The 25,183-nt window shown below is 70.1% G+C and carries 24 protein-coding genes; 15 read left to right on the forward strand and 9 right to left on the reverse strand.

The annotated features are described in order from the left end of the window. Window positions 1-373: 373 nt before the first annotated feature. The 6 genes from recO (at window position 374) to DVR05_RS06985 (ending at window position 4,772) form a co-directional block, all read left to right on the forward strand. Window positions 374-1,105, forward strand: coding sequence for a DNA repair protein RecO (recO, locus tag DVR05_RS06960; protein WP_116244997.1), 732 nt, complete (start codon window positions 374-376; stop codon window positions 1,103-1,105). Further along, window positions 1,102-1,923 (forward strand): isoprenyl transferase, encoded by an 822-nt coding sequence (locus DVR05_RS06965; protein ID WP_116244998.1) that lies wholly within the window; start codon window positions 1,102-1,104, stop codon window positions 1,921-1,923. The genes recO and DVR05_RS06965 overlap by 4 nt, the downstream gene beginning before the upstream one ends. A 44-nt stretch (window positions 1,924-1,967) precedes the next feature. After that, complete coding sequence (locus DVR05_RS06970) at window positions 1,968-2,747, forward strand: SGNH/GDSL hydrolase family protein (protein ID WP_116245330.1); 780 nt, start codon at window positions 1,968-1,970, stop codon at window positions 2,745-2,747. A 75-nt stretch (window positions 2,748-2,822) separates the two neighbouring features. After that, window positions 2,823-3,650, forward strand: a complete 828-nt coding sequence (locus DVR05_RS06975; protein ID WP_116244999.1) for an SGNH/GDSL hydrolase family protein — start codon at window positions 2,823-2,825, stop codon at window positions 3,648-3,650. Between the two features lie 90 nt (window positions 3,651-3,740). Continuing rightward, window positions 3,741-4,091 (forward strand): hypothetical protein, encoded by a 351-nt coding sequence (locus DVR05_RS06980; protein ID WP_116245000.1) that lies wholly within the window; start codon window positions 3,741-3,743, stop codon window positions 4,089-4,091. Window positions 4,092-4,223: 132 nt separating this feature from the next. Beyond that, the gene (locus DVR05_RS06985; protein ID WP_116245001.1) at window positions 4,224-4,772 is read left to right on the forward strand and encodes a hypothetical protein; all 549 of its coding nucleotides are present in this window, start codon (window positions 4,224-4,226) and stop codon (window positions 4,770-4,772) included. Window positions 4,773-4,796: 24 nt separating this feature from the next. Here DVR05_RS06985 and DVR05_RS06990 read toward each other — a convergent pair whose 3' ends face one another. The 5 genes from DVR05_RS06990 to DVR05_RS07010 all read right to left on the reverse strand — a co-directional run bounded on the left by DVR05_RS06990 (window position 4,797) and on the right by DVR05_RS07010 (window position 9,120). Beyond that, complete coding sequence (locus DVR05_RS06990; protein WP_116245002.1) at window positions 4,797-5,174, reverse strand: Fur family transcriptional regulator; 378 nt, start codon at window positions 5,172-5,174, stop codon at window positions 4,797-4,799. A gap of 28 nt (window positions 5,175-5,202) precedes the next feature. Continuing rightward, window positions 5,203-6,513 (reverse strand): RNA-guided endonuclease IscB, encoded by a 1,311-nt coding sequence (gene iscB, locus DVR05_RS06995; protein WP_116245003.1) that lies wholly within the window; start codon window positions 6,511-6,513, stop codon window positions 5,203-5,205. A 330-nt stretch (window positions 6,514-6,843) separates the two neighbouring features. Beyond that, window positions 6,844-7,749 (reverse strand): metal ABC transporter permease, encoded by a 906-nt coding sequence (locus DVR05_RS07000; RefSeq protein ID WP_116245004.1) that lies wholly within the window; start codon window positions 7,747-7,749, stop codon window positions 6,844-6,846. Continuing rightward, complete coding sequence (locus tag DVR05_RS07005) at window positions 7,742-8,593, reverse strand: metal ABC transporter ATP-binding protein (RefSeq protein WP_116245005.1); 852 nt, start codon at window positions 8,591-8,593, stop codon at window positions 7,742-7,744. Before DVR05_RS07005 ends, DVR05_RS07000 begins: the two co-directional genes overlap by 8 nt. A gap of 158 nt (window positions 8,594-8,751) precedes the next feature. Next, entirely contained in the window at window positions 8,752-9,120 is a 369-nt protein-coding gene (locus DVR05_RS07010) for a DUF6703 family protein (RefSeq protein WP_116245006.1), read from the reverse strand. A gap of 320 nt (window positions 9,121-9,440) precedes the next feature. On the opposite strand from DVR05_RS07010, the gene DVR05_RS07015 reads away from it, so the two are divergent. From DVR05_RS07015 to DVR05_RS07025, 3 genes are all read left to right on the forward strand, one after another. Beyond that, window positions 9,441-13,130 (forward strand): CDP-glycerol glycerophosphotransferase family protein, encoded by a 3,690-nt coding sequence (locus DVR05_RS07015; RefSeq protein WP_116245007.1) that lies wholly within the window; start codon window positions 9,441-9,443, stop codon window positions 13,128-13,130. Between the two features lie 90 nt (window positions 13,131-13,220). Next, window positions 13,221-13,517, forward strand: a complete 297-nt coding sequence (locus DVR05_RS07020; RefSeq protein ID WP_116245008.1) for an antibiotic biosynthesis monooxygenase — start codon at window positions 13,221-13,223, stop codon at window positions 13,515-13,517. Window positions 13,518-13,699: 182 nt separating this feature from the next. Continuing rightward, window positions 13,700-15,088 carry a glycine--tRNA ligase gene (locus DVR05_RS07025; protein ID WP_198659076.1) on the forward strand — a complete coding sequence of 463 codons (1,389 nt, stop codon included), beginning with the start codon at window positions 13,700-13,702 and terminating at the stop codon, window positions 15,086-15,088. Window positions 15,089-15,179: 91 nt separating this feature from the next. On the opposite strand, the gene DVR05_RS07030 is transcribed toward DVR05_RS07025, so the two are convergent. Continuing rightward, a complete protein-coding gene (locus DVR05_RS07030; protein ID WP_116245010.1) occupies window positions 15,180-17,360 on the reverse strand; it encodes a serine/threonine-protein kinase in 2,181 nt (726 codons plus the stop codon). Window positions 17,361-17,602: 242 nt separating this feature from the next. Continuing rightward, window positions 17,603-18,085 (reverse strand): MarR family winged helix-turn-helix transcriptional regulator, encoded by a 483-nt coding sequence (locus DVR05_RS07035; protein WP_116245011.1) that lies wholly within the window; start codon window positions 18,083-18,085, stop codon window positions 17,603-17,605. Window positions 18,086-18,134: 49 nt separating this feature from the next. On the opposite strand from DVR05_RS07035, the gene DVR05_RS07040 reads away from it, so the two are divergent. From DVR05_RS07040 to DVR05_RS07055, 4 genes are all read left to right on the forward strand, one after another. Beyond that, window positions 18,135-18,599 carry a nuclear transport factor 2 family protein gene (locus DVR05_RS07040; RefSeq protein ID WP_232832022.1) on the forward strand — a complete coding sequence of 155 codons (465 nt, stop codon included), beginning with the start codon at window positions 18,135-18,137 and terminating at the stop codon, window positions 18,597-18,599. A gap of 17 nt (window positions 18,600-18,616) precedes the next feature. Continuing rightward, window positions 18,617-19,177 carry a pyridoxamine 5'-phosphate oxidase family protein gene (locus DVR05_RS07045; protein WP_116245013.1) on the forward strand — a complete coding sequence of 187 codons (561 nt, stop codon included), beginning with the start codon at window positions 18,617-18,619 and terminating at the stop codon, window positions 19,175-19,177. A 357-nt stretch (window positions 19,178-19,534) separates the two neighbouring features. Continuing rightward, complete coding sequence (locus DVR05_RS07050; protein ID WP_116245014.1) at window positions 19,535-19,909, forward strand: PadR family transcriptional regulator; 375 nt, start codon at window positions 19,535-19,537, stop codon at window positions 19,907-19,909. Next, the gene (locus DVR05_RS07055; protein WP_116245015.1) at window positions 19,909-21,291 is read left to right on the forward strand and encodes a permease prefix domain 1-containing protein; all 1,383 of its coding nucleotides are present in this window, start codon (window positions 19,909-19,911) and stop codon (window positions 21,289-21,291) included. The genes DVR05_RS07050 and DVR05_RS07055 overlap by 1 nt, the downstream gene beginning before the upstream one ends. Before the next feature lie 81 nt (window positions 21,292-21,372). Here the strand turns inward: DVR05_RS07055 and DVR05_RS07060 are convergent, their stop codons facing one another. Next, on the reverse strand, window positions 21,373-21,762 hold the full coding sequence (locus DVR05_RS07060) for a hypothetical protein (protein ID WP_157982399.1): 390 nt from the start codon (window positions 21,760-21,762) through the stop codon (window positions 21,373-21,375). A 200-nt stretch (window positions 21,763-21,962) separates the two neighbouring features. Between DVR05_RS07060 and DVR05_RS07065 the strand changes: the two genes are divergently transcribed. Next, window positions 21,963-22,826: a helix-turn-helix transcriptional regulator gene (locus DVR05_RS07065; RefSeq protein WP_116245017.1), complete on the forward strand. Its 864-nt coding sequence runs from the start codon at window positions 21,963-21,965 to the stop codon at window positions 22,824-22,826. After that, window positions 22,823-23,080: a DUF397 domain-containing protein gene (locus DVR05_RS07070; protein WP_116245018.1), complete on the forward strand. Its 258-nt coding sequence runs from the start codon at window positions 22,823-22,825 to the stop codon at window positions 23,078-23,080. The genes DVR05_RS07065 and DVR05_RS07070 overlap by 4 nt, the downstream gene beginning before the upstream one ends. Window positions 23,081-23,168: 88 nt before the next feature. On the opposite strand, the gene DVR05_RS07075 is transcribed toward DVR05_RS07070, so the two are convergent. Further along, on the reverse strand, window positions 23,169-25,076 hold the full coding sequence (locus DVR05_RS07075) for an SMP-30/gluconolactonase/LRE family protein (protein ID WP_116245019.1): 1,908 nt from the start codon (window positions 25,074-25,076) through the stop codon (window positions 23,169-23,171). Between the last annotated feature and the right edge of the window lie 107 nt (window positions 25,077-25,183).

Consider the following 25,183-nt stretch of genomic DNA (forward strand, 5'->3'; position numbering starts at 1 on the left):
GCGCCGACCCCCGCCCGTGAGCGTTCGCCCTGCGCCTGCCTCGGCGGCCTCGTGCCATGTCGCTCTGTACCTTCCGTGCGGGTGCGGATGGGGGACGGCCGTGTGTCGCGGGGCGGTCACCGGGGGAGCCCCTCGGTCGCGTCCGTGCGCGTGCGGCCGGGTCCTGCGGCTCCGCCTCTCGGGCCCGCCCGGGTCCTCATGTCCGACACCGGGTGCCACTCTCGGGCGTGGGGAGCCCGTCGCGGAGCGCTTAGCGGGTGAGAGTAGAGCAAATGTCTCCAAAAGGGAATCCAAACCGTAATAAAGCCGATCGCGGCCGCCCCGTGGGAGCCCGCGCGTACGGGCGGTCGGTGGCATCCGCGACAATGGGAGGGTGAGTCTCTACCGCGACGAGGGCGTCGTCCTGCGCAACCAGAAACTGGGCGAGGCCGACCGCATCGTCACCCTGCTGACCCGGCGCACCGGCCTGGTGCGCGCCGTGGGCAAGGGGGTGCGCCGCACCAAGTCGCGCTTCGGCGCCCGCCTCGAACCGTGTACCCACGTCGACGTGCAGCTCTACACCGGCCGCACCCTGGACGTGATCACCCAGGCCGAGACCGTGCGCGCCTACGGGGAGGCGGTCGTGCACGACTACGCCCGCTACACCGCGGCCACCGCGATGCTGGAGACCGCCGAGAAGGTCGTCGCCGTGGAGAAGGACCCGGCCCTGCGCCAGTTCCTCCTGCTCATCGGTGCCCTGCGCGTCCTGGGAGAGGGAACGCACGACGCCCGGCTGGTGCTGGACGCCTACCTGCTCCGGTCGCTGGCCGTCGCCGGGTACGCCCCGGCCCTGGGCGAGTGCGCCCGCTGCGGGAGCCGGGGAGAGCACCGCGCGTTCGCGGTCCACGCAGGCGGTATGGTCTGCTCGGTGTGCCGTCCCCACGGCACCGTGCACCCCTCCGTCGAGACGCTCCGCCTGATGACGGCGCTGCTCGAGGGCGACTGGGACAGCGCGGACGCCAGCGCGGGAGGGCACCGTTCCGAGTGCAGCGGGTTGGTCGCGGCCTACCTACAGTGGCACCTGGAGAACGGAATCCGATCACTGCGGCACGTGGAGCGTTCTTGAGTCTGTTCAGCTTCGACACCGGAAACCGGCGGGAGTACACCCGGCCCGTCCCGCACCCGAGCGGGGCGCGCCCGCCGGAGTTGCCCGCCGACCTGGTGCCCAAGCACGTGGCCGTGGTCATGGACGGCAACGGGCGCTGGGCCAAGGAGCGCGGCCTGCCCCGCACCGAGGGGCACAAGGCGGGGGAGTCCTCCCTCTTCGACGTCATCGAGGGCGCCCTGGAGCTGGGCATCTCCCACCTGTCGGCCTACGCCTTCTCCACGGAGAACTGGAAGCGCTCACCCGACGAGGTCCGCTTCCTCATGGGCTTCAACCGCGACACCATCCGCCGCCGCCGCGACGAGCTGCACGCCCGCGGCGTCCGCATGAAGTGGGCCGGGCGCGCCGGTCGGCTCTGGAAGAGCGTCATCAAGGAGCTCCAGGACGCGGAGGAGATGACGAAGGACAACACCAAGCTCACCCTCCAGTTCTGCGTGAACTACGGCGGCCGGGCCGAGATCACCGACGCCGTGCGCGCGCTCGCCCGCAAGGCGGCCGACGGGCGGATCTCCCCGGAGAAGATCAGCGAGGACGCCATCGCGCGCGAGCTGTACGCGCCGGAGATCCCCGACGTCGACCTGTTCGTGCGCTCGTCCGGTGAGCAGCGGACCTCCAACTTCCTCCTGTGGCAGTCCGCCTACGCCGAGTTCGTCTTCCTCGACACGCTCTGGCCCGACTTCGACCGCCGCGACCTGTGGCGCGCCTGTGAGATCTACGCGCGCCGCGACCGCCGCTACGGCGGAGCCGAGCCCAACCCGGTCCCGGGGGAGGCCGGGTGAGCGCGCTGACGGGCGCGGACGGCGCCCCGCTCGTGCGGCCGGGGATGTCCTACGCGGCGGTGGGTGACAGCTTCACCGAGGGCGTGGGCGACCCCTACCCGGACGGGGTCTTCCGCGGCTGGGCCGACCGCGTGGCCGAGCACCTCGCCGACCACGTGGGCGAGGTGCGCTACGCCAACCTGGCCGTGCGCGGCAAGCTCATGCGCCAGATCGTCACCGACCAACTGCCCGCCGCCCTGGACATGGCGCCGGACCTGGTCTCGCTGTGTGCGGGCGGCAACGACCTGCTGCGCCCCGGCGGCGACCCGGAGCGCATGGCCCGGGTCCTGGACCACGCGGTGGGCCGGTTGCGCGCGGTCGGCAGCCAGGTCGTCCTGTTCACCGGGGTGAACATCGCCACCGGCTACATGCGCGGCGCCATCGGCCTGTTCGCCCGGTACTACATGAACGTGCGCGCGATCGCCGACGCCCACGGGTGCCTGCTCGTCGACCAGTGGTCGATGCGCGTCCTGACCGACCCCCGCGCCTGGGACGCCGACCGCCTGCACATGTCCCCGGAGGGGCACCGCAGGCTGGCGCTGCGGGTGTGCGAGGTGCTCGGGGTGCCCACCGAGCGGCGTTGGGACGAGCCGTGGCCGGAGCGGGAGCCGATCAGCTGGACCGAGGCGCGCCGGGACGACCTGACCTGGGTCCGGACGTCGCTGGCCCCGTGGATCGGCCGCCGCCTGACCGGGCGGTCCTCCGGCGACGACGTCACCGCCAAGCGTCCCGAGCTGACCCCGCTCACGCGGTCGGCCGAGCGGGCGGAGCACGGTTCGGTGTGACCTGTCCCGCAAAATCGGACAAACCATCAACCTACTGTCGCGTAACCATGCCTCAAAGTTGCATGATCGTGCACCATGAGCGGCTTTGGGAGCAGTGACCTCACGAACCGGGACATCCTGTCCTACGTGGCTCTCGGTGACAGCTTCACCGAGGGCATGAGCGACCCGTACCCGGACAGCGACAGTGTGCCCAACGGCCGTTACCGCGGCTGGGCCGACCGCGTGGCCGAACACCTGACCGACCACGTGGACGAGGTGCGCTACGCCAACCTCGCCGTGCGCGGCAGGCTCATCGGCCAGATCCGGTCCGAGCAGGTGCCCCGAGCCGTCGAGATGTCCCCCGACCTGGTGACCCTGTGCGCGGGCGGCAACGACATCATCCGCCCGGGCAGCGACCCCGACCGGGTCGTGCGCGACTTCGAGGCGATGGTGTCCGAACTCAGCGCCACGGGCGCGCGCGTGGTGGTCTTCACCGGCTTCGACACCAACTGGCAGCCGGTCATGCGCCACCTGCGTGGCAAGATCGCCACCTACAACATGCACATCCGCCACGTGGCGGACCAGTACGACTGCGACGTCGTGGACGTGTGGAGCATGCGGATCTTCTCCCACCCCCGCGCGTGGAACTGGGACCGCCTCCACCTGTCCCCGGAGGGACACCGCAGGCTGGCGCTGCGGGTGTGCGAGGTGCTGGGCGTGCCGGTGGAGGGCGACTGGAACGAGCCCTGGCCCCCGGCCGAGCCGCGCGACTGGCGCACCGCGCGCCAGGAGGACCTGCACTGGGCCCGCGAGTTCCTCGTGCCGTGGATCCACCGCCGCCTGACCGGGCGGTCCTCCGGCGACGGCGTGCGCCCCAAGCGGCCGACCCTGGAACCCTGCCGCCGCCCCGACCGGGTGGAGTAGCCCGCCGCGCCCCGGAACGGGGGTGCGGCGGTGCGGCCGGTTCCGGCGAACGGCTCGCCCCCGTGGGCGCGGACACGGCACAATGCGCTCATGCGATGGCTGTGGACGTGGGTTCTGGGATCGGTGACCGTCGTTCTCGCGGGCGCCTGGGCGCTGCCCCGGCTCCTCCCCGACCTGGGGCTGGGGTTGAACGAGCTGTCCCAGCTGTCCGGGATCGGCTCCCTGGCCGCCGGGGTGGCCGCGCTGGCGGTCGCGGTGTGGACGGCGCGCCGACAGAGCACGGCCGACGACCGGACCGGCGGGAGCGGGGGCGGGGCCGGTGGCACCACCCGTTACGGGGGAGACCACGTCGACTTCTCCGCGGGCACCTTCCACGGTCCGGTGACCGGGAAGAGGGTGGAGCACCACCACCGCGACCCCGGTGACACGGACGGTCGGTGACTCCCGCCGACGTCGCGGTACCCTGCCGCCGTACGTGAGCCGGACACCACCGACCCCCCGACTGGGCTGTCGGCCCGCGCCCGGGACCTGTCGGCCCGGACGGGGAGGCGTGATCTTGACCCCCGGCCACGGGTGGCCACCGACTTCCTGAGCACACGCAACCGCGTGGGCCGGACCGTGCCGGAGCCGACGGGGTTGGTGATCCGCCGAGAGGCGTTCGCGGCCCGCTTCGGCGGACTCAGCCACCACGTCCGTCTTCACGCGGTGCTGGACGGCGGTGTCCACGAGGTCACACGCCGGTGGGACCTCACCCTTGGCGACCGGATGTGGCCGGACGGCCGGGAGCGGCACTTCGACATCGTCGGGGAACACGTCTCGTCCCCGGTGGTCCACGTGCTGCGCACCGACCTCCGCGTCGGGGTCGGCTTCGGTGACCGCTTCCAGGAGATCGCCTCGTCGGTGTACCACCTGATCGAGCACCGAGCCCTGCCGGACCACCTGTCCCACCGGGACCCCTGGCCCGGACCGCTGGAACCCTGGGTTCTCGGCCCCGACCAGGGTGAGGACGCCGATCACCTGGTGGCGCTCGACTGCGCCAGCGAGGGACCGCGCACCCGCCGCCTCCAACTCTGGACGCGCGGCGGGACCGGCCGCCGCCAGGCCCGGGCGGCGCTCACCTGACCCCGGCGCCCGGGGCGGGTCAGCTCACGAACGCGCGCACTCGCCGCAGGTGCCGAACACCTCGACGGTGTGCGTCACCCCGGTGAACCCGTGCTTGGCGCCCACCTCGGCCGCCCACTTCTCCACGGCCGGTCCCTCGATCTCCACCGCAGTGGAGCACTTCCGGCACACCAGGTGGTGGTGGTGCTGCTCGCTGTCGCACGCCCGGTAGACGGCCTCGCCGTCGTCGGTGCGCAGCACGTCCACCTCACCGGAGTCGCTCAACGCCTGGAGCGCCCGGTAGACGGTGGTCAGGCCGATCTTGGAACCCTCGGCGCGCAGGTCCGCGTACAGGTCCTGGGCACTGCGGAAACCAGTGGACCCGGTCAGCGCCTGGCGGACCGTCTCGCGACGTGTACTCATCAGCTCTCTGTGGCGGAAACCCTGGCTTTCAGACCAGGGAGGAAGCCACTCCCTCCCTCTTAGTGGTGTAGGCGTATCCGTCGGCTCGTTGGAGTAGACGGACGTGCTTGTACCGGATGCCCTGGACAGTGCCGTGGGCGGTGGTGATGTTGAAGCTTCCGGTGGCGCGTACGGCGACGCGCCCTGTGTGGACCCCTGTCTTCTTGCCAGTGGGGACAACGGCGCGTACGAGGTCGCCGGTCTGGTAGCCGAAGAACTGTTTCTGCCTTGGCATGCGGAGGCGGGGGAAGCCGTGCTTATCGGTTCGGGTACGGGTGTGGGTTCCGCGTCCGGCACATCCGGCGACCAGGGCCGTGATGACGATCTCGGTCACCGTGCCAAGCTTGCCCACGCACAGGGCATCCAACGTATGGGTCTTCGGCAGACCGCAGCGCCCACGGTTCCATTTGGTGCGACCACCGCTGTCGGTATGAGTGGGCAGCATCGCGTCCAGGGCTCGCCACAGTGACCACCGTGTGGACTGTGCAGCGGCGGCGTTCCGCAAGGGTGCTTTGGCCTGTGCCAGAATCTTCGTGAGCAGTTGCGGCTTGCCTTTGAGGAAGTCCTCGACCGTCCGGTTGGACTTGGCCTGGTTGCAGGGGATACAGGCGATGGCGAGATTTGATACCCGGTCGCTGCCGCCGCACGAGCGAGGCCGGATGTGCTCGATGTTGAGCGGCACACCCTGCTTTCCGCAGTAGGCGCAGACCCGGTCCCACTTGGCCAGCAGGTATTCACGTACTTCGGTGCCGTGTAGGGTGCCGTGCTGGTATTCGGCCCCTTCGAGGGGTTCGCCCACACTGATGGCGTGGGTGTCGAACGCGACCCGCTCCACATGCACCACTCGTACCGGGGCCCACCGGGCAAGCCGACCGACCCACGACATGGTGGTGGCCACCCGGTGGTGAAGGGAGGGGGCGAGCCAGCCCTCGGGGCGGGTGCGGTTGAGGAAGCGGGGGGCGCGGTAGCGCAGTTTCGAGGTACGGCGGCGGCGCCGGTGGGCGGCTCGCTGCTCCATCTTCTTTCGGATCTGGGCGCCCCGGTGGTCGAGTTGGACGCTGTACCGTCCCCGGCGCTCACCAGCGACGGCGGTGAAGACGGCGATGCCGGTGTGCTTCGAGCCGGGGTCGACGCCCACTTCCACGCCGTCTATCTCCGAGTCCTCCGCCGTACGGTCTTTGAGACGGAGGACGAACGGGGTGTGCCGGTGAACAACAGCACGTCCCTTCTTGAGTAGCTTGCGTGCCCTGGCGGGCGTACATGGCTGGAGCGGGGTGCCGTGTTTGTCGAGTACGAACACGTATGGATGGGACTCACGTCCCTTCTCCCGAACCTGGTGGTTCGGGGTGACGCTCTCGCCGCCAGGTGAAGCGACGGGAATCTCACCTCGACCATCTTCCGCGCCGGATGCCTGACGGCCTCCGAGTCCCGTTTCGTCCCTGTTCCGTGGGGTGTCTGCTGACTCGGATTCGAGAGCGAGCTGCTGGTGAAGCACAGCCCGGTCGGTCTGCTGTCCTACGCGCAAGGTAGCCAACTTCGGTCACCTCCTACTCGATTGTTGGCTCGGTCTGGTAACGGCGGCTCTCAGCCATGTGGGCTGAAAGCCCGGCCCTTCGTGGCCGGGAACCCGTTACTGCTTCACCCTCCCCCGATCGGTCTGGGGCATCGTACCGGCCGCGTCGGCCCCCACGGGTTCACGGGTGTCCGACGTCCGACTCCGTCGTGACCGACGGCGGAGCAGGCCGCCGACGGCCACCGCGAGGCAGAACACCGCCAACGCCAGTATGACGATCGTGGCGCCGGGCGCCAGATCCCCATAGAACGCGGTGGTCAGGCCGCCGAGCGAGGAGAACAGGCCAATGAGCACGGCCAGGGCCATGGTCACCCGGAAGCTGCGGGTGAGCTGCTGGGCGGCGGCGACCGGGACGATGAGCAGCGCGCTCACCATGAGCACGCCGACCACGCGCATGGCGATGACGACCGTCAACGCAGCCGTGACCGCGAGCAGGACGCTCAGGAAGCGCACCGGAAGGCCGTGGGCCTTGGCCACCTCCTCGTCCTGGCACAGCACGAACAGCTCACGGCCGAAGAGCGCCACGACGGCGATCACGCCGACGGCCAGGGCGCCGACGAACCACAGGTCCTGCTCCTCGACCGTGCTCACGGAGCCGAAGAGGTAGGAGGTGAGGGTGGCGTTGCTCGCGCCGGGGGTGAGGTTGATGAGCAGCACGCCACCGGCGATCCCGCCGTAGAACAGCAGCGCCAGGGCCACCTCGCCGCTGGTCCGGGTGCGCACCCGCACCAGTTCCATGAGGATGGCGCCCAGGGTCGCCACGACCGCGGCGGTGAGCACGGGGGAGGTGCTGGTGAGCAGCCCGAGGGCGACCCCGGTGAGCGCCACGTGGCCGATGCCGTCGCCGAGCAGCGCAAGGCGGCGCTGCACGAGGAACGTGCCGATGACGGGTGTGACCAGTCCCACGAGTACGGCGGCGATGAGCGCCCGACGCATGAACTCGTACTGGAGCAGTTCAGTCACGGCCGGGCACCTCGAGTCGGATCAGGTCCGCGGGCGCGCCGTCCGTGGCCTCCGCCGCGCGCGGGTCGGGATCGTTGGGGTCGGGGTGGGGGTGCTGGTGCTCGTGGCCGGGACGGGCGCAGGCGCCGGTCACGGCGGGGGCGTCCCCGTCGTGGACGACGCGTCCTTCGTCGAGGACGACGGAGCGTTCGATGACGTCCTCCAGCGGCCCCAGCTCGTGCAGCACCAGGACCACGGTGGAGCCCCGGTCGCGCAGGTGGGTGATGGTCCTGGCGAGGGCGAGCTGGTTCTCCGCGTCCACGCCCGCCATGGGCTCGTCCATGACGAAGGTGTCCGGGCGGCCGGCCAGGGCGCGGGCGATGAGCACCCGCTGCTGCTGTCCGCCGGAGAGTTCGCGCACGGCGTCGCGCGCGCGGTCGGCCAGACCGACGGCCTCCAGGGCCTCGTGGACGGCGGCGCGGTCGGAGCGGCTCGGCAGGAGGGACAGGCGTCCGCGCGCGGCGACCTGACCGGAGGCGACGATCTCGCGCACCGTGGCGGGGACGGCGCCACCGGCGGTGAGCCGCTGCGGGACGTACCCGATGCGGCGCCAGTCGCGGAACCGGCGCAGCGGTGTGCCGTGCAGCCGGATCTCGCCCGAGGCGAGCGGCACGATGCCGAGCATCGCGCGCATCAGCGTCGACTTGCCCGACCCGTTGGGGCCCAGCACGGCCGTGGTCCGGCCCGGGGCCACGTCGAGGCTCAGGCCGTCGAGGACGGGGTTGCCGTCGTAGGCGACGCGGGCGTCGACGATCTGGAAGGCGGGCGGAGTCTCTGCTCCGCCCCGGGTGATCTGGTCTGACACGGTTTCAGTATGGGGAAAATGAAAATGATTGTCAAAAAGGGGGGCGGAGTCGCAGCGAAGGCGCGGTGGCGGGACTCCGCCCCCCACGAGGCGGCCGCGGACGGCGGCCGCCGGTGCGAAGGTCGCCCCGCAGGCGTGCGTGAAGGCCGTGGAGGACCTCAGAACCCGAGCAGGCGGGCCACCGTCAGAACCGCCACGACCACGGCCATGAGTACGCGCGGGGCCCGCTGCCGGGCGTTCAGGGACGGCCACGCCAGGTAGGCCAGCCACAGCAGGAACACCAGGATCAGCAGCAGGCACGGGGCGCCCAACCACCAGGGGGCCGTGAGCCCGGCGATGAACAGCACGCCCAGAACCAACGGCGGCAACCAGCGCGGACACTGGTACAGCCACACCAGGGGCACCGCGCTGCGGCCCTCGACCGCCTGGCGCAACCGACCGGCGCCGGGGGTCTGGAAGGAGTCACCGTCGGGGAGGGGGCGGCCGGTGTCGTGGCGCCGTTCTTCACCGTGTTCCGGGGGGACCATCGCCGTGTGTTCCTCGTTCCCGTGGGGCCTGCGGGCCGGTGCGGCGGCCGGTGCTCCTCCCGTCCGTCGCGCCGCGGGGCACGGTGCCCCGACGCCTGTTTCCCCTGACCCTAGTGCCCCCCGCCGCGGTGTCGGAAACGGGCGTACTCCGCGGCCGCCGCACGCCCTCGCGCGGTTCGGCGTCCCCGGCCGGGTGGCCCGAACCTGGCCTTCCCGGGGGCAGAGATCATCTACATTCGGTTAGCAGTCCGATGCGGCCCGTGTCAGTCGGTGCCGCCCGTCGCCCGCCGCAGCGAACCCTCCGGAGTGTGTCTACTTCCGTGCCCGAACCCACCGTCATCGTGACGTTCGACGTCACCGAGCCACACCTGCAGCACTGCCTCGACTCCCTGGCGCGCCAACGCGGCGGGGACCGCTCCGAGGAGGTGCCCGACCCCCGTCCGGACCGCGACCTCCAGGTCGTCCTCGTCCCGGTACGCGCCGGAAACGACGCCGCTCCCGGTGACGACGCATCCCCCGGGCGGCCGGCCGCCGACGACGCCGAGGAGCGCGACGTCGACGCCGAGTCCGACGGAGCCGCCCGTCAGGGGGAAAACGGCGACGAGTCGGTCGAGTCCGCCCGCGAGGACGCCCTCGCCACCGCCGCGGCCTTCGCGGCCTCCCCGCCGCCCGGCCTCGCGGTGACGCTCCTCGACGCCGAGCCCGCCCCCGACCGTCCCACCGCCCGCGCCCGGGGCACGGCCGCGGCCACCGGTACGCACCTGCTCTTCCTCGACGGCGCCGACGCCCTGACCGGCTACGCCCTGGCCTACCTCGCGCGCACCGCCGCCGACACCCGCTCCGACCTGGTCGTCGGCAACGCCTACCAGTTCAACGAGCTCGGCGCCGCCCAGTCCAAGGCCCACCGCAGGTACGCGACGCGCGCCCGCCTGGCCGAGGACCCCCGAGCCCTCCCCACCCTGGCCTCCGACCGCGCCCTGGGCAACAAGCTCTGGCGCAGGGCGTTCTGGGACTCCCTGCCCGACCACGGCCTGGCCCCCGAGGACGCCGACCTCGGCCTGCGCCGCGCCGCCCTCACCGCCGGGGCGGTCGACGTCCTGCCCGCGCCCGTCCTGCTCATCCGCGAACGCGAACGAGTCCCGATCGCCCTGGACACCGACGTCCTCACCCGCCGCCTGACCGCGATGCGCGAACTCGCCGGGAGCCTGGCCACCGCCGACCGCGACCTGTGGGACCGCGCCCTGCTCCAGGGGGAGCTGCGCTCCCTGGTCATGCGCCTGGACGACGCCGAACCCCCGGTGCGCGCGGCCGTCGTCGGCCTGCTGAACGGCTACCTCGACCATGTCTCACCCGGGGTCCTGGGGAACCTGCGCGCCCTGCACCGCCTGCTGTACCACCTCGTCCGCCAGGGCCGCGTGGACGACCTCATCGAGGTGGTCACCTTCGCGCGCAGCGTCGAACTCGGGAAGGCCGACGTCGTGCGGCGCGGGCTGGGCTACTACATCCGCTACCCCTTCTTCGAGTCCGAGGATCCCGCCAAGGCCGTGCCCCGCGAGGTGTACCGCTTCGACGACGAACTCAGGGTCCGCCAGAAGACCGAGGACATCCACTGGGAGGGGGGCCGCCTGCACATCAGCGGCCGGGTCGGCATCCGCCACCTGCGCGCCCGCAGGCGGTGGCAGCAGCACGTCGTCGCCTTCGCGGTCAACACCGACACCCGCCGCCGCGTCCGTCTGCCCGTACGCACGCGCCTGGCCGCCGAGTACCGCCTCCCCGACGTCGCCGACGCCGCCCGCCACGACTACGGCGGCTTCACCGTCGTCCTCGACCCCCGCAAGCTGCGCGCCTCCGGCCGGTGGGAACCGGGGAGCTGGAAGGTCGAGCTGGTCGTGTTCAACCGGGGGCTCACCCGCCGCCGGATCGTCTCCGGGCCCGTGCCCGGACCGCCCGAGCGCCCCGGCTACCACCGGGTCGACACGGACGTGTGGGTCCGGCCGCAGTGGAACCAGGACCGCCAGCTGGTGGTCGCCGTCGAGCCGGCGCGCGCCCGGATCAGCGGCCACCGCTTCGACGCCCGCCGCGGCGAGCTGGAACTGGAGGGCGAACCGCTCTCCACGACCGCCGCCCGGGCCGACCGCCTGCGCCTGGTCCGCGGCCCGGGAACGGCCGTGCTCACCTACCCCGTCACCGTCCGGGACGGGCGATTCACCGCCCGGGTCGGCGCCGACGACCTGTTCGACCGCGGCGTCAGCGAGTGCGGAGGCGTCATCCGCCAGGAGGAGTGGGAGGCGTACCTGGTCGCACCGGACGGGGAGCCCGTCCCCATCGTCCTGCCCGACCAGGTGGCCACCACCGCCTACGCCGCCGAGGACACGCACCGGGAACTGGCCGTGCAGCGGACGGCGACCGGTTACCTGAGACTGCGCGCCGGGCACGCCCGACCGATGGTCACCGCCGCCCGCTGGGAGGGGCGCGACCTCGTCCTGGAGGGTGAGTTCAACGCCGACGCCGACCTGGGGCTGGTGGCCGAGGCGCGCGGCCGGGACGAGGAGCACGCGCTGCGGGTGGAGCGGACCGGCTCCCGCTTCAGGGCGCTGTTCTCCCCGGCCGACATCGCCACGCTGTCGGGCACACTGTCGTTGCCCGCCGGGTCCTACCAACTGTGGGGCCGGGTCACCGACGGCGGCCGCCCGGACCCCGAGCGGGGCGCCACGGACGTGGGGGTGGAGTTCACCGACGCCCTCATCGCCGACCTCCCGGCCCCGCTGGAGACACGGGAGCGCTCGTACACGCTGAGCTACCAGGGGCGGGGCATCCCCGTCCTACGGGTCGGCAGCGACCTGCGTCCGGCCGAGCGCGGCGCCTTCGCCCAGCGCGAGCTGCGCGAGACGTTCTACCCCGCCCAGCGGCGCGAGCCGATCACCGAGGGCATCCTCTTCGACGCCTACACCGGACGCCAGTGCTCCGACAGTCCGCGGAGTATCTACGCCGAGCTGCGCCGCCGTGAGCGGTGGGCGCGCTACCCGATGTCCTGGTTGGTCGCCGACGGGCAGGTGAGCCTGCCCGAGGACCTGGCCCCGGTACGGCTCCGGGGCCGCGAGTACTACCGGGCGCTCGCGCGCAGCCGCTACCTGGTGACCAACTCCCGTGAGCCCGCCTGGTTCCACCGCCGCCCCGACCAGGTCGTGGTGCAGACCTGGCACGGGTCGATGCTCAAGCGCATCGGCTTCGACGTGGAGAACGTTCGCGGGAAGTCGCGCGACTACTTCGACAAGCTCGCGTGGGAGACCCGGCAGTGGGACTACCTCGTCTCGCCGAGCCCGTGGGCGACGCCGATCCTGCGCAGCGCGTTCCGGTTCGAGGGCGAGATCCTGGAGACCGGCTACCCGCGCAACGACATCTTCTTCTCGCCCGACCGGGAGCGGATCGCCGAGCGCACCCGCCGCCGCCTGGGCCTGCCCGAGGGCAGGCGGGTCGTGCTGTACGCGCCGACCTGGCGGGACGACAAGTACTACACGCGCGGCAAGCACAAGCTCGACCTGCACCTGGACCTGCGCCGGATGTACGACAAGCTCGGCGGCGACCACGTGCTGATGGTGCGCCGCCACCCGCGCGTGGTGGACAGCGTGCCCGTCGTGGGGGAGGACTTCGTCTTCGACGTGTCGCTGTACCCGGAGGTCATGGAGCTGTTCCTGATCACCGACGTGCTCGTCACGGACTACTCGTCGATGATGTTCGACTTCGCCAACACCGGCCGTCCGATGCTCTTCTTCACCTACGACCTGGAGAGCTACCGGGACAACCTGCGCGGGTTCTACTTCGACTTCGAACAGACCGCCCCCGGGCCGCTGCTGACCGAGTCCGACGAGGTCATCGGGGCGCTGCTGGACATCGACGAGGTCGCCGACCGGCACGGCGACGCCTACCGCGCCTTCGTCGACCGGTTCTGTCCGCTGGACGACGGCAACGCGGCCAAGCGCGTGGTCGACCGGGTGTTCGGCGGGTCCTGACGCGTCGGCGCCCCGGGCCCGCGCTCCCGGGGCGCCCGTGCGGCACGGGCCCCGGCGCGCGCTTCGGACCCCGTGCGGTTGAATGGTGGGGTGATCGTCATCACCCGATACTCCGTGCCCGAGGCCGACACCGAGACCTTCCAGACCGACGCCGCCACCGCCGTGGACGCGCTCGCGCGCCGCCCCGGGTTCCGGGGGCACCGGATCGGCCGCGCGGCCGACGACCCGTCGCTGTGGACCGTGGTCACCGAGTGGGACGGCGCGGGCTACTACCGACGGGCGCTGTCGGACTTCGACGTGAAGGTCAACGCGGTGCCGCTGCTCTCCCGAGCCATCGACGAACCGACCGCCTTCGAGATCCTGGCGGGCGGCGGAGCCGGGGGCTGAGGCCCCTGACCACCGGTGCGTCGTCGGTTGATCCGTGCACGCCGGGCGGCCGTGTGCTCTAGGCTGGGAGAGCGGATCCGCGGGTGCCTCTCCCTGGTTTCACCGCGTGTTCCGCCCCACGATCAGTACCGATGTATCGCGCACCGCGATCCACCGACCGCCAGCCGGATGGAGAGTCACCCATGGCCGCCAAGTCAGAGGCAATGGACGCACTGGTCAACCTCGCCAAGCGGCGAGGTCTGGTCTACCCCTCCAGCGAGATCTACGGAGGTCTGCGCGCCGCCTGGGACTACGGCCCCCTGGGTGTGGAGCTGAAGGCCAACGTCAAGCGCCAGTGGTGGCGTTCGATGGTGCAGGAGCGGGACGACATCGTCGGCCTCGACTCCAGCGTCATCCTGGCCCGTGAGGTCTGGGAGGCCTCCGGCCACGTGAAGGCCTTCGTCGACCCGCTCACCGAGTGCCAGTCCTGCCACAAGCGCTTCCGCGCCGACCACCTCATCGAGGCCTACGAGGAGAAGCACGGCCGTGAGCCCGAGGACGGGCTGGCCTCGCTCGCCTGCCCGAACTGCGGCGCGAAGGCCTCCTTCACCGAGCCGCGCATGTTCAACGGCCTGCTGCGCACCCACCTGGGGCCGGTGCAGGACGACAAGGGCCTGGCCTACCTGCGCCCGGAGACCGCGCAGGGCATCTTCGTCAACTACAAGAACGTCGAGCAGAGCGCGCGGCGCAAGGTTCCGTTCGGCATCGGCCAGATCGGCAAGTCGTTCCGCAACGAGATCACCCCGGGCAACTTCATCTTCCGGACCCGCGAGTTCGAGCAGATGGAGATGGAGTTCTTCTGCAAGCCGGGCAGTGACGAGGAGTGGCACCAGTACTGGATCGACACCCGCTTCCAGTGGTACGTCGACCTGGGCATCGCCAAGGACAACCTGCGGCTGTACGAGCACCCGCAGGAGAAGCTGTCCCACTACTCCAAGCGCACCGTGGACGTGGAGTACCGCTTCAACTTCCAGGGCAGCGAGTGGGGTGAGCTGGAGGGTATCGCCAACCGGACCGACTACGACCTCAAGACGCACTCCGAGCACTCGGGTGTGGACCTGTCGTACTTCGACCAGGAGAACAACGAGCGGTACATCCCGTACGTCATCGAGCCCGCGGCCGGTGTCGACCGGGCGGTGCTGACCTTCATGCTGGACGCCTACAACGTCGACGAGGCGCCCAACGCCAAGGGCAAGATGGAGAAGCGCGCCGTGATGAGGCTGGACCCGCGCCTGGCCCCGGTCAAGGCCGCGGTGCTGCCGCTGTCGCGCAACGCCGACCTGTCGCCGAAGGCGCGTGACCTGGCCGCCGCCCTGCGCAAGCGCTGGAACGTGGAGTTCGACGACGCGGGCGCGATCGGCCGCCGCTACCGCCGCCAGGACGAGATCGGCACCCCGTTCTGCGTCACGGTGGACTTCGACACCCTGGACGACAACGCGGTGACCGTGCGCGAGCGCGACACCATGTCGCAGGAGCGGGTGTCCCTGGACCAGGTGGAGACCTACCTGTTCGAGCGCCTGCCGGGCTGCTGACCCGCCGCCACCTGAGTCAACGACGGCCGCCCGTCCCCGTGTGGAGCGGGCGGCCGTGTGCGTCGTGGGGGGAGGGGCCTCCGGGCGGGACTCACGTGTTCCGGGAGAGGTTCGCCAGTTCCTCACGGGCACGTTCCAGCCGACGGATCTCCTTGAACAGCGAGCTGACGTCCGTTTTCGCGCGCTGCGTTCTCTCCTGGGGGTCGCTGATCCAGGGATAGGGGACCTCGACCCGACTGAGGATCTGCCTCGCCCTGGACCTCGCGGCGGACTCCACCCATGTCACGATCGAACCGTAGACGACGAAGGCCGCGAGCAGGCCCGGACCGATCCGGGGTGCCTCGTGAGAGGAGACTCCGGCCCAACCCACGATGGCGAAGGTTATCGCGGCGACGATGAGGCCCCAGCCCCAGCTGTCATTCTCCGCCATCGTCCGGTTGGCCTTCACCTGCGCCTCCACGTAGGCGGTCAACCGCTTCCTCCTGGAGCTGCGTTCCTCATGTCCGGCGGTCAGGTTCCGGATGCCCCGGCACAGGACGCGGACCAGGAGGCCCTGAGCCACCCGCTCCGCTTGCGGGGTGTCGGCCGGGGGTAGGGGCGGCAGCGCGGCCCGCCACTCCTCGTCCAGGGACGCGCGGTCCTCGTCCACCAGCCCCCGCCACTCGTCGACGGTGAGGAGCGCGTGGACGAACGCCTCTTTCTGCGCCTTGAAGCCGGACTTCCCGACGTTCTTGAGCCCGTTCTTCCCAGCCCACCGCAGGTAGGGAGCGCGCGCGGCGGTATAGGAGTCCATCGCGGCCCGGGCGTCGTCGAGGAGGCGCCGGTACTCGGCGCAGCCGCCCCCCGCCGGGCATCCGTGGTCGGGGTCCTGGCAGTCGTGCGCGGCCATGACGTCCAGGACCTCCCCCGGAACCTGGAGGATGTCGGGGGTGCCGTCCAGGGGGTCGGGTGTCCGCCGCGCCCCCTCCCGCAGCGCGGACAGGCGCATGTCGAGCCCCCTGTACTCCGGAGGCAGGTCGGGGCGCGCTTGGGAGACGAACGAGAGGACCGCCGATGCGGGGTCCTTGGGCGGTTTCCGGAGCAGGCTTCGGTCGACCAGGGTGTCCTCGAGGTCCTCGATGATCCAGTCGGCGAGGGCCGCCCGCTCGTCGGCGTCGCCGAACACCGCGGCCGCGGCGTCCTGGTCGGCCCGCATGGCTTCGGCGAGCTCGCCCACGCCGTGGTGGAGCCGACCGGCGAATCGGTACGGCGGAGATTTCGAGTCGGAGGGTCGTTTCGCCCTCCGCTTCCGCTCGGCCCCTTCTGCCCCTTCGGCCTCGGGCTCCTCCGGGGCGGGCGGCGGTGGTGGTTGCGTGCCCTGCATCCGGACCTGTCGCGTGTACGGGAGAGTCCGGGGAAGCGTCGCCTCCTCCTGTGCGAGATCCCGGGTGACCGCGGTGCTTCCCCGGGTGATCGCCGTGTCGACGTCCAGGTGGTCGGCGGTGGGCCCCAGCAGGGCGTTGAGTAACTGATGCGCGCTCGGGCGGTCCTCGGGGTTCTTCGCCAGGCATCGGGTCACCAGGCCGCGCAGCTCGTCGGGGACTCCCGCGCAGTCGGGCTCGTCCATCAGGATCCGCTTGATGACGGCGGTCTGGCGGTCGCCGGAGAACGCCTGACGTCCGCTGGCCGCGTAGACGATGACCGCGCCCCAGGCGAAGACGTCGATGGCGGGGGTCAGGTGCGGGGCGTCGTCGAGCCGCTCGGGCGCCATGTAGTACAGGGTCCCGATCTTCGCCGTGGCGGTGAACCGGGCCGTCTCCTCGAAGGCCCGGGCGATCCCGAAGTCGATCACCCTCGGCCCGTCGGGGGCCATCATGATGTTCTCCGGTTTGAGGTCCCGGTGCACGATCCCGGCGCGGTGGATCGCGGTGAGCGCGGTCGCGGTGGAGACGGCCAGGCGTTGCAGGTCGGCTCCGGTGCGCGGTCCGTCGGTTCTGATCTCCTCCGCGAGCGTCCGGCCCTCGATGTACTCGCTGGCGATCCAGGGCTGGTCGGCGTGGGGGTCGGCGTCCAGGACCTGTGCCAGGCAGAAGGGGCTGATCCTGCGTGCGGCGTCCACTTCCGCGGCGAACATCCGGGCGAAACGCGGATCGGCGTCGGAATCCACGTGGAGGAGTTTCACGGCCGCCAGGCCGCCGCCGGGCGCCTCCGCGAGGTGGACGGACCCGAAGCCGCCCCGGCCGATCTCCCTGAGCAGGCGGTATCCGCCGACTTCGGTACCCTCTGCGCTCATACCTCACCGTGCCTGGTTCGTTCGGGGGTCATCTGACGTGTATATCGCTGGGAATGCCCGTAGTGAAGGGGTTTCCGTGCGGACGGGACCCACAAGGCACGGAGGAGGGGCTCGGGTCGCCCCCCGAACCGCGTGACCGTGGTGATGGCGGGTTCGGAGCCGGTGGTGGAGCCGGTCGGAACAGAACGCGGAACGTTGGTCCTCGTGTGGGCCGGTCCCGGCCCACACGAGGACCGGCCTCGTCAGCGGGGCGGCCTGACCTCGCGCCTTCGGACGGCGGCGGTGCCGCCGAGTTCGTCGAGGAGATCGGCGAGCAGGGTGCGGACGGTGTCCAGGGAGGCGGAGCCGAGGCGTTGCCGGAGCCGCTCCTCCAGGTCCGCCCGGGCGCGGCGGGCGGTGTCGACGGCCGCGTGGCCGCGGCGGGTCAGCCTGACCCGACGGATGCGGGCGTCGTCGGGATCCGGGACGCGTTCGGCGTATCCGAGCTGCTGGAGTTCGGCAATCGCCTTGGAGGCGCCCTGTTTGGTCATGCCGAGCTTCTCCGCCAGCTCCCCGACGGTGGGCTGGGCGTCGACGAGGTGCTGGAAGACGTAGCCGTGGGACACGCGCAGGTCGGCGAATCCGTGCGCGGCCAGCGCGTCCTGGACGGCGGAGGCCGCCGCGGATCCGACGAAGAGGGCGAGCGTGCCGGTGTCGAGGTCGTGCGGGTCGAGTGGTTCTGCCATGAGTCCATTGTCTATTGACAACCATAGTTGAGCAACTATGGTTGACGATATGTCGAAGTTCGATGACCACCCCAATGTCAGAACGGCCGTCCGCTACCACGAGGCGGTGTCCCGCTTCGCCGGGCCCGAGGAGCTCGCCTCGTTCCTCCACCCGGACCTGGTCCACACGCAACTGCCCAACACCCTTTTCCCTACCGGAACCGTCCGCGACCTGTCGGAGGTCGTCGCCGCGTCGAAGCAGGGAGGTGAGATGCTCGCCCACCAGCACTTCGAGGTGACCGGCGCGGTCGCCTCGGGTGACCGGGTCGCGCTGGAGGCCACCTGGTTCGGAACGCTGGCCGTGCCACTCGGTGGCCTGCCCGCGGGACACGTGTTGCGGGCCCACGTCGCGGCGTTCCTCGACTTCCGGGACGGGAGGATCGTCGCCCAGCGCAACTACGACTGCTACGAGCCCGTCCGTTCCGAGCCGCCGGGGGAGGGGGCGCGACCCGGGTCGGAGGCGGATCCGGCCTGAGTGGCAGACTCACCGCCATGGGAAAGATCCACGACGCCATCGACGACCGACTCGCGCGGTTCCTCCTCGAACAGCCGGTGTTCTTCGTCGGCACCGCGCCGCTCGCCGGAGACGGTCACGTCAACGTCTCCCCCAAGGGGATGGACGGGACGTTCGCCGTGCTCGGTGAACACCGGGTGGCCTACCTCGACTACACCGGATCCGGCGTCGAGACCATCGCCCACCTGCGGGAGAACGGTCGGATCGTACTGATGTTCTGCGCCTTCGACGGGCCGCCGAACATCGTCCGCCTCCACGGCACCGGCCGGGTCATCCTCACCGACGCCCCCGAGTTCGACGAGCTGCGCGCCCACTTCGCCAAGGAACGCACCCTCGGGCAGCGCGCGATCATCGTGGTCGACGTCCGGCGCATCTCCGACTCCTGCGGATTCTCCGTGCCCCTGATGGACGTGCGCGGCGACCGGGACCTGTTGGACCGCTACCACGAACGCCGTGACCCCGGATACTTCGACGACTACTGGCTCACCCGCAACTCCACCAGCATCGACGACCTTCCGGGCCTTCCCATGACTCCCTGAGGGGCGGAACCGGCGGCGGAACAGGGTGCCGGACACGGCGAGACGGCCGGACCCGGGGGGATTGGTTTCCGGCCGCCTCTTCGGTTCCCGGGCCGCACACGACCGCGAGATCCTGTTCTTAACCTAGCGGTAGGGGGTGCGCGGTACGCGGTCGTTTGGTGCGCGTTGTCCTACCGCGTAAGCGAATTGTGACGACGGGATCCGAGATCGCCGACGAAGCGTTCCCGGTGTCGGGTGCCGGATTCCGCGCCGTCGTGCGGTCGGAACCTCGTCGGGGTCCAACTTCATACCTCGTTCTTCTATGCCTAGGTCTGCTAGGGTAACAACCCCTAGCGGAACTAGGTATGGGAAGTACACGTGCACATCGACAAGGACCTGGTAGCGGCGTCGGCCACGCCGCTCGTCCTGGGCATCCTGGCCGAGGGCGAGTCCTACGGCTACGCCATCGTCAAACGCGTCAACGAACTCTCCGACGGACGGATGCAGTGGACGGACGGAATGCTCTACCCCCTGCTGCACCGCCTGGAGCGCAACGGTTACGTCCGGGCGTCCTGGGGCACGTCCGAGGCGGGCCGCCGCCGCAAGCACTACGCGATCACGGAGGCCGGGTTGGAGGCGCTGGCCGAGCGGCAGAAGCAGTGGGACGTCGTCGCCGACGCGCTCAGACAGGTGTGGCAGGCAGCATCGCATCCCCCGTTTCCCGGTCCCGCCACGGCAGGGGGGATCGCCTGATGAGCGAGGCCGCACGCGGTGACGTTCTGGAGGAGCAGATCGACCAGTGGCGTGGCTTCGTGCGCCGCCGTCGGGCCATCTCCGCGTCGGACGTCGAGGAGATGGAGGACCACCTGCGCGAACAGATCGCCGACCTGGGGGCGAACGGCCTCGACGACGAGGAGGCCTTCCTCGTCGCGGTCAGGCGCATGGGCAACCTGGACGCGGTGTCGCGCGAGTTCGCTCGCGAGCACTCCCACCGGCTCTGGAAGCAGCTGGTCCTGGTCCCAGAGGCCGACGACGGGGCGGGTGGCCTCACGCGCTGGCGCGAGCTCGGTGTGCTGCTCGCCTTCGCGGTCGGCGCGGGATTGGCAGTCAAGCTCCTGTTCACGTCGGTGGACGACGAGATCGCACAGATCCGCAACCTCGCCTTCACGGTGCTCCCGTTCCTGGCGGGATGGTTCGCCTGGAAACGGGGCGTCACCTGGCGGGTGTGCGCGGCGCTGGCCGTCGTCGCGGCGGTACCCGCCCTGGCGGTGAACCTCTACCCGTTCGAGACCACCCCGGGTCCCTACCCGGCCCCCGGGATGACCGCCGTACTCGCGATCACGCACGCTCCGGTCGTCCTGGGACTGCTCGTGGGCGTTCTGCACACGGGCGGGAACTGGCGGTCCCACGACCGGCGCATGGACTTCGTGCGGTTCGTGGGTGAGCTGGCGATGTACCTGGCGCTGATCACGCTGGGGTCGATGATTCTCGTCGGACTCACCTTCGGTGTGCTCGCCCTGGTCGACGTCGACCTCGAACCGTTCTTCGAGGACTGGCTGCTGCCGTTCGGCGTGCCCGGTGCGCTCCTGGTGGCCGCGTGGCTGGTGGAGGCCAAGAAGAGCGTGGTGGAGAACATCGCGCCCGTGCTGACCCGGGTGTTCACGCCGCTGGCGGTGCTGATGCTGCTGGCGGACCTGGTCGCGCTCGTGGTGAACGGTCCGCTGACCACGGTGGACCGCGAACTGCTCATCCTCATGGACGCCGTTCTGGTGCTGGTGCTGTTCCTGCTGCTGTACTCGATCTCCGCCCGCGACCCGCTGGCTCCGCCGAACGTCTTCGACTGGCTCCAGCTCGCCCTGGTCGGAGCGGCGCTCGCGGTGGACGCCGTCGCGCTGACGGCGATGCTGACCCGGATCGCCGAGTTCGGGTTCACCGCGAACAAGACCGCCGCGCTGGGGCTCAACCTCGTGCTGCTGGTGCACCTGGCGTGGTCGGCGTGGCTGATGGCGGGCTTCGTGCGGGGGAGGCGGCCGTTCGCCGCGGTCGAACGGTGGCAGACCACCTACCTTCCGTTCTACGCGGCCTGGGCGGGACTGGTCGTGCTGGTGTTCCCTCCGGTGTTCGGCTTCGCCTGATCCGGTTGGCGATCGCGCCCCCGCGCGTCGGTTCTCCCCTGGGGCCTGAGCCGCACGGGGGGCGCGATCTGTGTCCGGGGGTCAGCCCTCTTCAAGGCGGGCCCTCCGGAGGCGGCGGCCCTGGTGGAAGAGGCGGACGACGCGGGCGGCGATGTCCACGGTGGGGCTGGGGTCGAGGAGTTCGTCCTCCAGGGTGAACTCGCAGTCCACCGTGCGGTCGGGGTGCAGTTCGAGCTTCATGAGCAGGCCGAGGTCGGTGTCCTGGACGACGAGGCACTTGGCGGGGGTGAAACCGAAGTCGTCGACGTCCAGGCCGGAGGCGGCGACGAGGTTCCGGATCGTCGCGCAGTAGCGCTCGAACTGGTGCGGGGCGAGCACTTCCGGGGGCTCGTTGTCCACAGAGGTGTCGACCTCGTCCCACGCCTGCGGGAGAATGGGGGGTGGGAGTTCGGGGATGCCTGCCACTGGCATAGGCGTTCCTTTCCTGTAGGCCGCCCGAGGTGGGATGTAGAGGGTCCAAGCTCATGACCCCACCCCGGGCGGCTGTCTTTTGTGTCCAGAAACGTCCGTTTCTTTCAGTGACGAACCGTTCACCTATTGCTAGGTAAGCATGTAGTCTGGTTCTCTGCAAGTGCTGATGCGAATTCGCATCAAACTTTGGAAGGGGTCAGATGCCGCCGAAGAGAGAACGACGCGTCACCCTGCGGGCCCAGTGGCTGGGGCGGATGCTCAGGCAGCTGCGTGAGCAGAACAACCTCACGCTCAAGGACGCGGCCGAGTACCTCCAGAAGGACCTGTCCTCGGTGAGCCGGTTCGAGCTGGGGACGTTTCCGGTGCGGCGGGGCGACCTGCTCGCACTCATGGACCTGTACGGGGTGGACGACAAGAGCCAGCGTGAGACCATGCTCAACCTCTGCGGCGAGGTCTGGCAGACCGGTTGGTGGGACAAGTACTCGGGCGATGACGTCTGGGGTTCGACGATCGACCTTGTCTGGCTGGAATCCCGCGCGGAGACGATCCGCATGTTCACTGCATTGGTCGTTCCAGGGCTGTTGCAGACCCGTGCGTACGCCCACGCCTTGATCAGCATGGTGGATGGCGGTGTCGGAGCGGAACAGGTGGAGCGCTGGGTCGGGCTGAGGATGGACCGGCAGAAGATCCTGGACGGCGAGAATATCCAGGGATACGAGGTGCTGTTCGATGAGGCCGCGCTGCGCCGACCGGTCGGGGGAAGCGGGGTCATGCTGAAGCAGTTGCGCCATCTACGTGAGATGGCTGAAGCGGGCACAGTGAATATCCGCGTACTGCCGTTCGACATCGGGGCCCATCCCAGTCCTGAGGGAGGCTTCACCCTGCTCGACCTGGGTGCTCCTTTCTCCACTGTGGCACACATCGAGAGCCGAGGCGGCGGGATCTACCTGGAACGCGGCGACGTCGACAAACTGGTCGACGTATACGATCGGTTGCGGGACATGAGTTTGACTCCGGAGGACTCGGCCGCGTTCATCGCGGCCTTGGAGAGGAACCATCAATGAACCGGGACACGTCGACCGTCGTCGGTTGGCGGACCAGCAGCTACAGCGCTAACGGCGGCGGCCAGTGCGTCGAGGTCGGCTGGCACATCAGTAGCTACAGCGTCAACGGCGGCGGTCAGTGCGTCGAGGCGGGTCCCTTCCTGAACGAGCCGACCCGGTTCGCGGTCCGCGACTCCACCCAGCGCGACCTGGGCTACCTCTCCTTCCCCTCCGATGAGTGGAGCACCTTCCTGCGTGTGGCTGCGCAGGGCTGACCTCCCTCACCCCTCAACCGAAGACGACGAAGCCGTGGGCGGGCCGCCCACGGCTTCAGGGTTTCCACCCGAGAGGGAACGCCCTGCGCTACGACTCTTCCGAGGTATCGGGCAGCACACCGGAGATCCGCAACAGCTTGCCCTGCCGGTTGCTGACGTAGATCCGGCCGTTGTCGCGGTCCAGCCCGACACCGGCGACCGTGCCGAGCTTGTCGGCCACCACACGCCGCAGGCCCCTGTCCTCGCCGCCGGCCACGACGACCTCATGCAGCCTGCCCCCGCCCGAGTCGGAGACGTAGGCGTCGGCCGCGCCATCCAGCGCCACGCGGACGCTCTGCCCGAGATTGGTGGCCACGACTCGCGGGGCGCCGCCGTCCGCGGTCAGGTCGATCTCGTACAGTCCGCCGCGGTCGTACTGGCCGACGTACGCCTTGCCCCCGTCCAGTGCTACTCCGGCGGCCCTGGGCACGTCCCAGGTGCGCCGCCTCTCCGCCGGCGCGTTGTTCAGGTCGAACTCGATCAGCTTCCCCTGTTCGACGTCGGCGACGTAGGCCCTGCCGCCGGGCAGGTCCAGTGCGACGCCGTACGCGCTCATGCCCTCGGCGACCGTGACCGGAGAGGCGGAGTGGTCGGCCAGATCCACCGTGAACAGGCGCCTTCCGCTGTAGTCGGTGACGTAGGCCCTGCCACCCGGTAGGTCCAGCGCCACGTCGTTGACCTGTCCCAGCTTCTCCAGGACCCAGTCCACGCCGCCGCTGACGAGATCCACCCTGTACAGCTTGCCGCCGTTGTATCGGTCGGTGACGTACGCCTTCTGGCTCACCGGGTCCAGCGCGAGGCCGTCGGCTGTCCCCAATCCGGTGGCGAGCTCGACGGGAGCCTCCTTCGAACTCTCCGGATCTTCGCCGCCGCCCTTGTGTAGCGGGTGGTACTTCTCATCGAAATGGAGTTCCTCAAGCTCGAAGACCTCGTGCACCCCGGCGAGGGTGGAAACGACCTCGGCCTCCCCCTTCTGCATGAACGGCTTGCCTTCATCGGTCAGGTCGAAGGACTCCGCGGGGGCGCCGGTCTCGCCGAGTTTCCATGCGATCACCTCGGCGTATTCCGGTTCCCTGGCCTGTGGGCCGTTCGGACGGGTCTCCTTGACCGCGACGGGCTCGGGGTAGTACAAGGCGACCCACCCGCCGAAGGAGACGGGGAACTCGTAGTCGAACCTCCGCACCTGGCGTCGCTGTGTGGCCAGGACGTCCACCCGGCTGCCGACCTTCCCGCTCAGCGTGGACGATGTCTTGAACGAGGTGGTCAACGAACCACTGACAGAAGCGGTGATCCCGAGCATCAGCTGCGCCGACAGCTCCCCGGTGCCCGTGGCGGTACTCGTGGCCGTTGTCGTGCTCGTCGTCTGTGACTGGGACTCCGAGTCCACGCCCTGATTGTCCTTGCTGTTCTTCAGGGTGGTCTTCTGAGAATGGTTCGCCGCCATGCTCTTCTGTAGTTGCTGCTGTAGCGAAGCGGTGGTTTTCGCCCCGAAGGTGAGCTGCACCTGTCCCTGGAGCGACCAGCTGATGGTGTTCGAAATCGAGAATTCTACGGTGTGCGACCAGTCTGTGGGGATGGGGTCGGTTCGATTGACGTACGTCTGCTTGGAGATCACGTCGGGAGGCGGCTGTGCAATATCGCTTCGTTCTTCGACCAGTGGCACACCCACCGTCATGTAGGCGCGCCACCCGCGCTGGTGGGCTGTGTCCTCACCCTCGGGGAAGGCACCGAACCGGACTTTGTTCAGGGAGAATCCGATGGGGGAGACGTATCGATCCGTGCCATCCGCGGCTTTCTTCTCGGCCTTCCTTTTCAGTTTGTCCTTGTCCCGCTCCAGGATAGCGGAGGCCTTGGCGGCGATGTCGAGCTCCTTCAGGTTCCGCCCGGTCAGCGGATGACGAACGAACCGTTCGCCGAGATGAGTTGTACTCACGTTGTTCTTGGTGGGGCCGCCCATACCTGCCAAGCTCCTTGGGTGGTGGGAATCAACGATCTGTCAGTGATGGCTGGTGGTCCGCATCCGACCTGGCGTGACTGGACGGGAAGTTTCCAGACCGCCGAATC

Source organism: Nocardiopsis sp. FIRDI 009, from assembly GCF_003386285.1.
Taxonomy (GTDB): domain Bacteria; phylum Actinomycetota; class Actinomycetes; order Streptosporangiales; family Streptosporangiaceae; genus Nocardiopsis.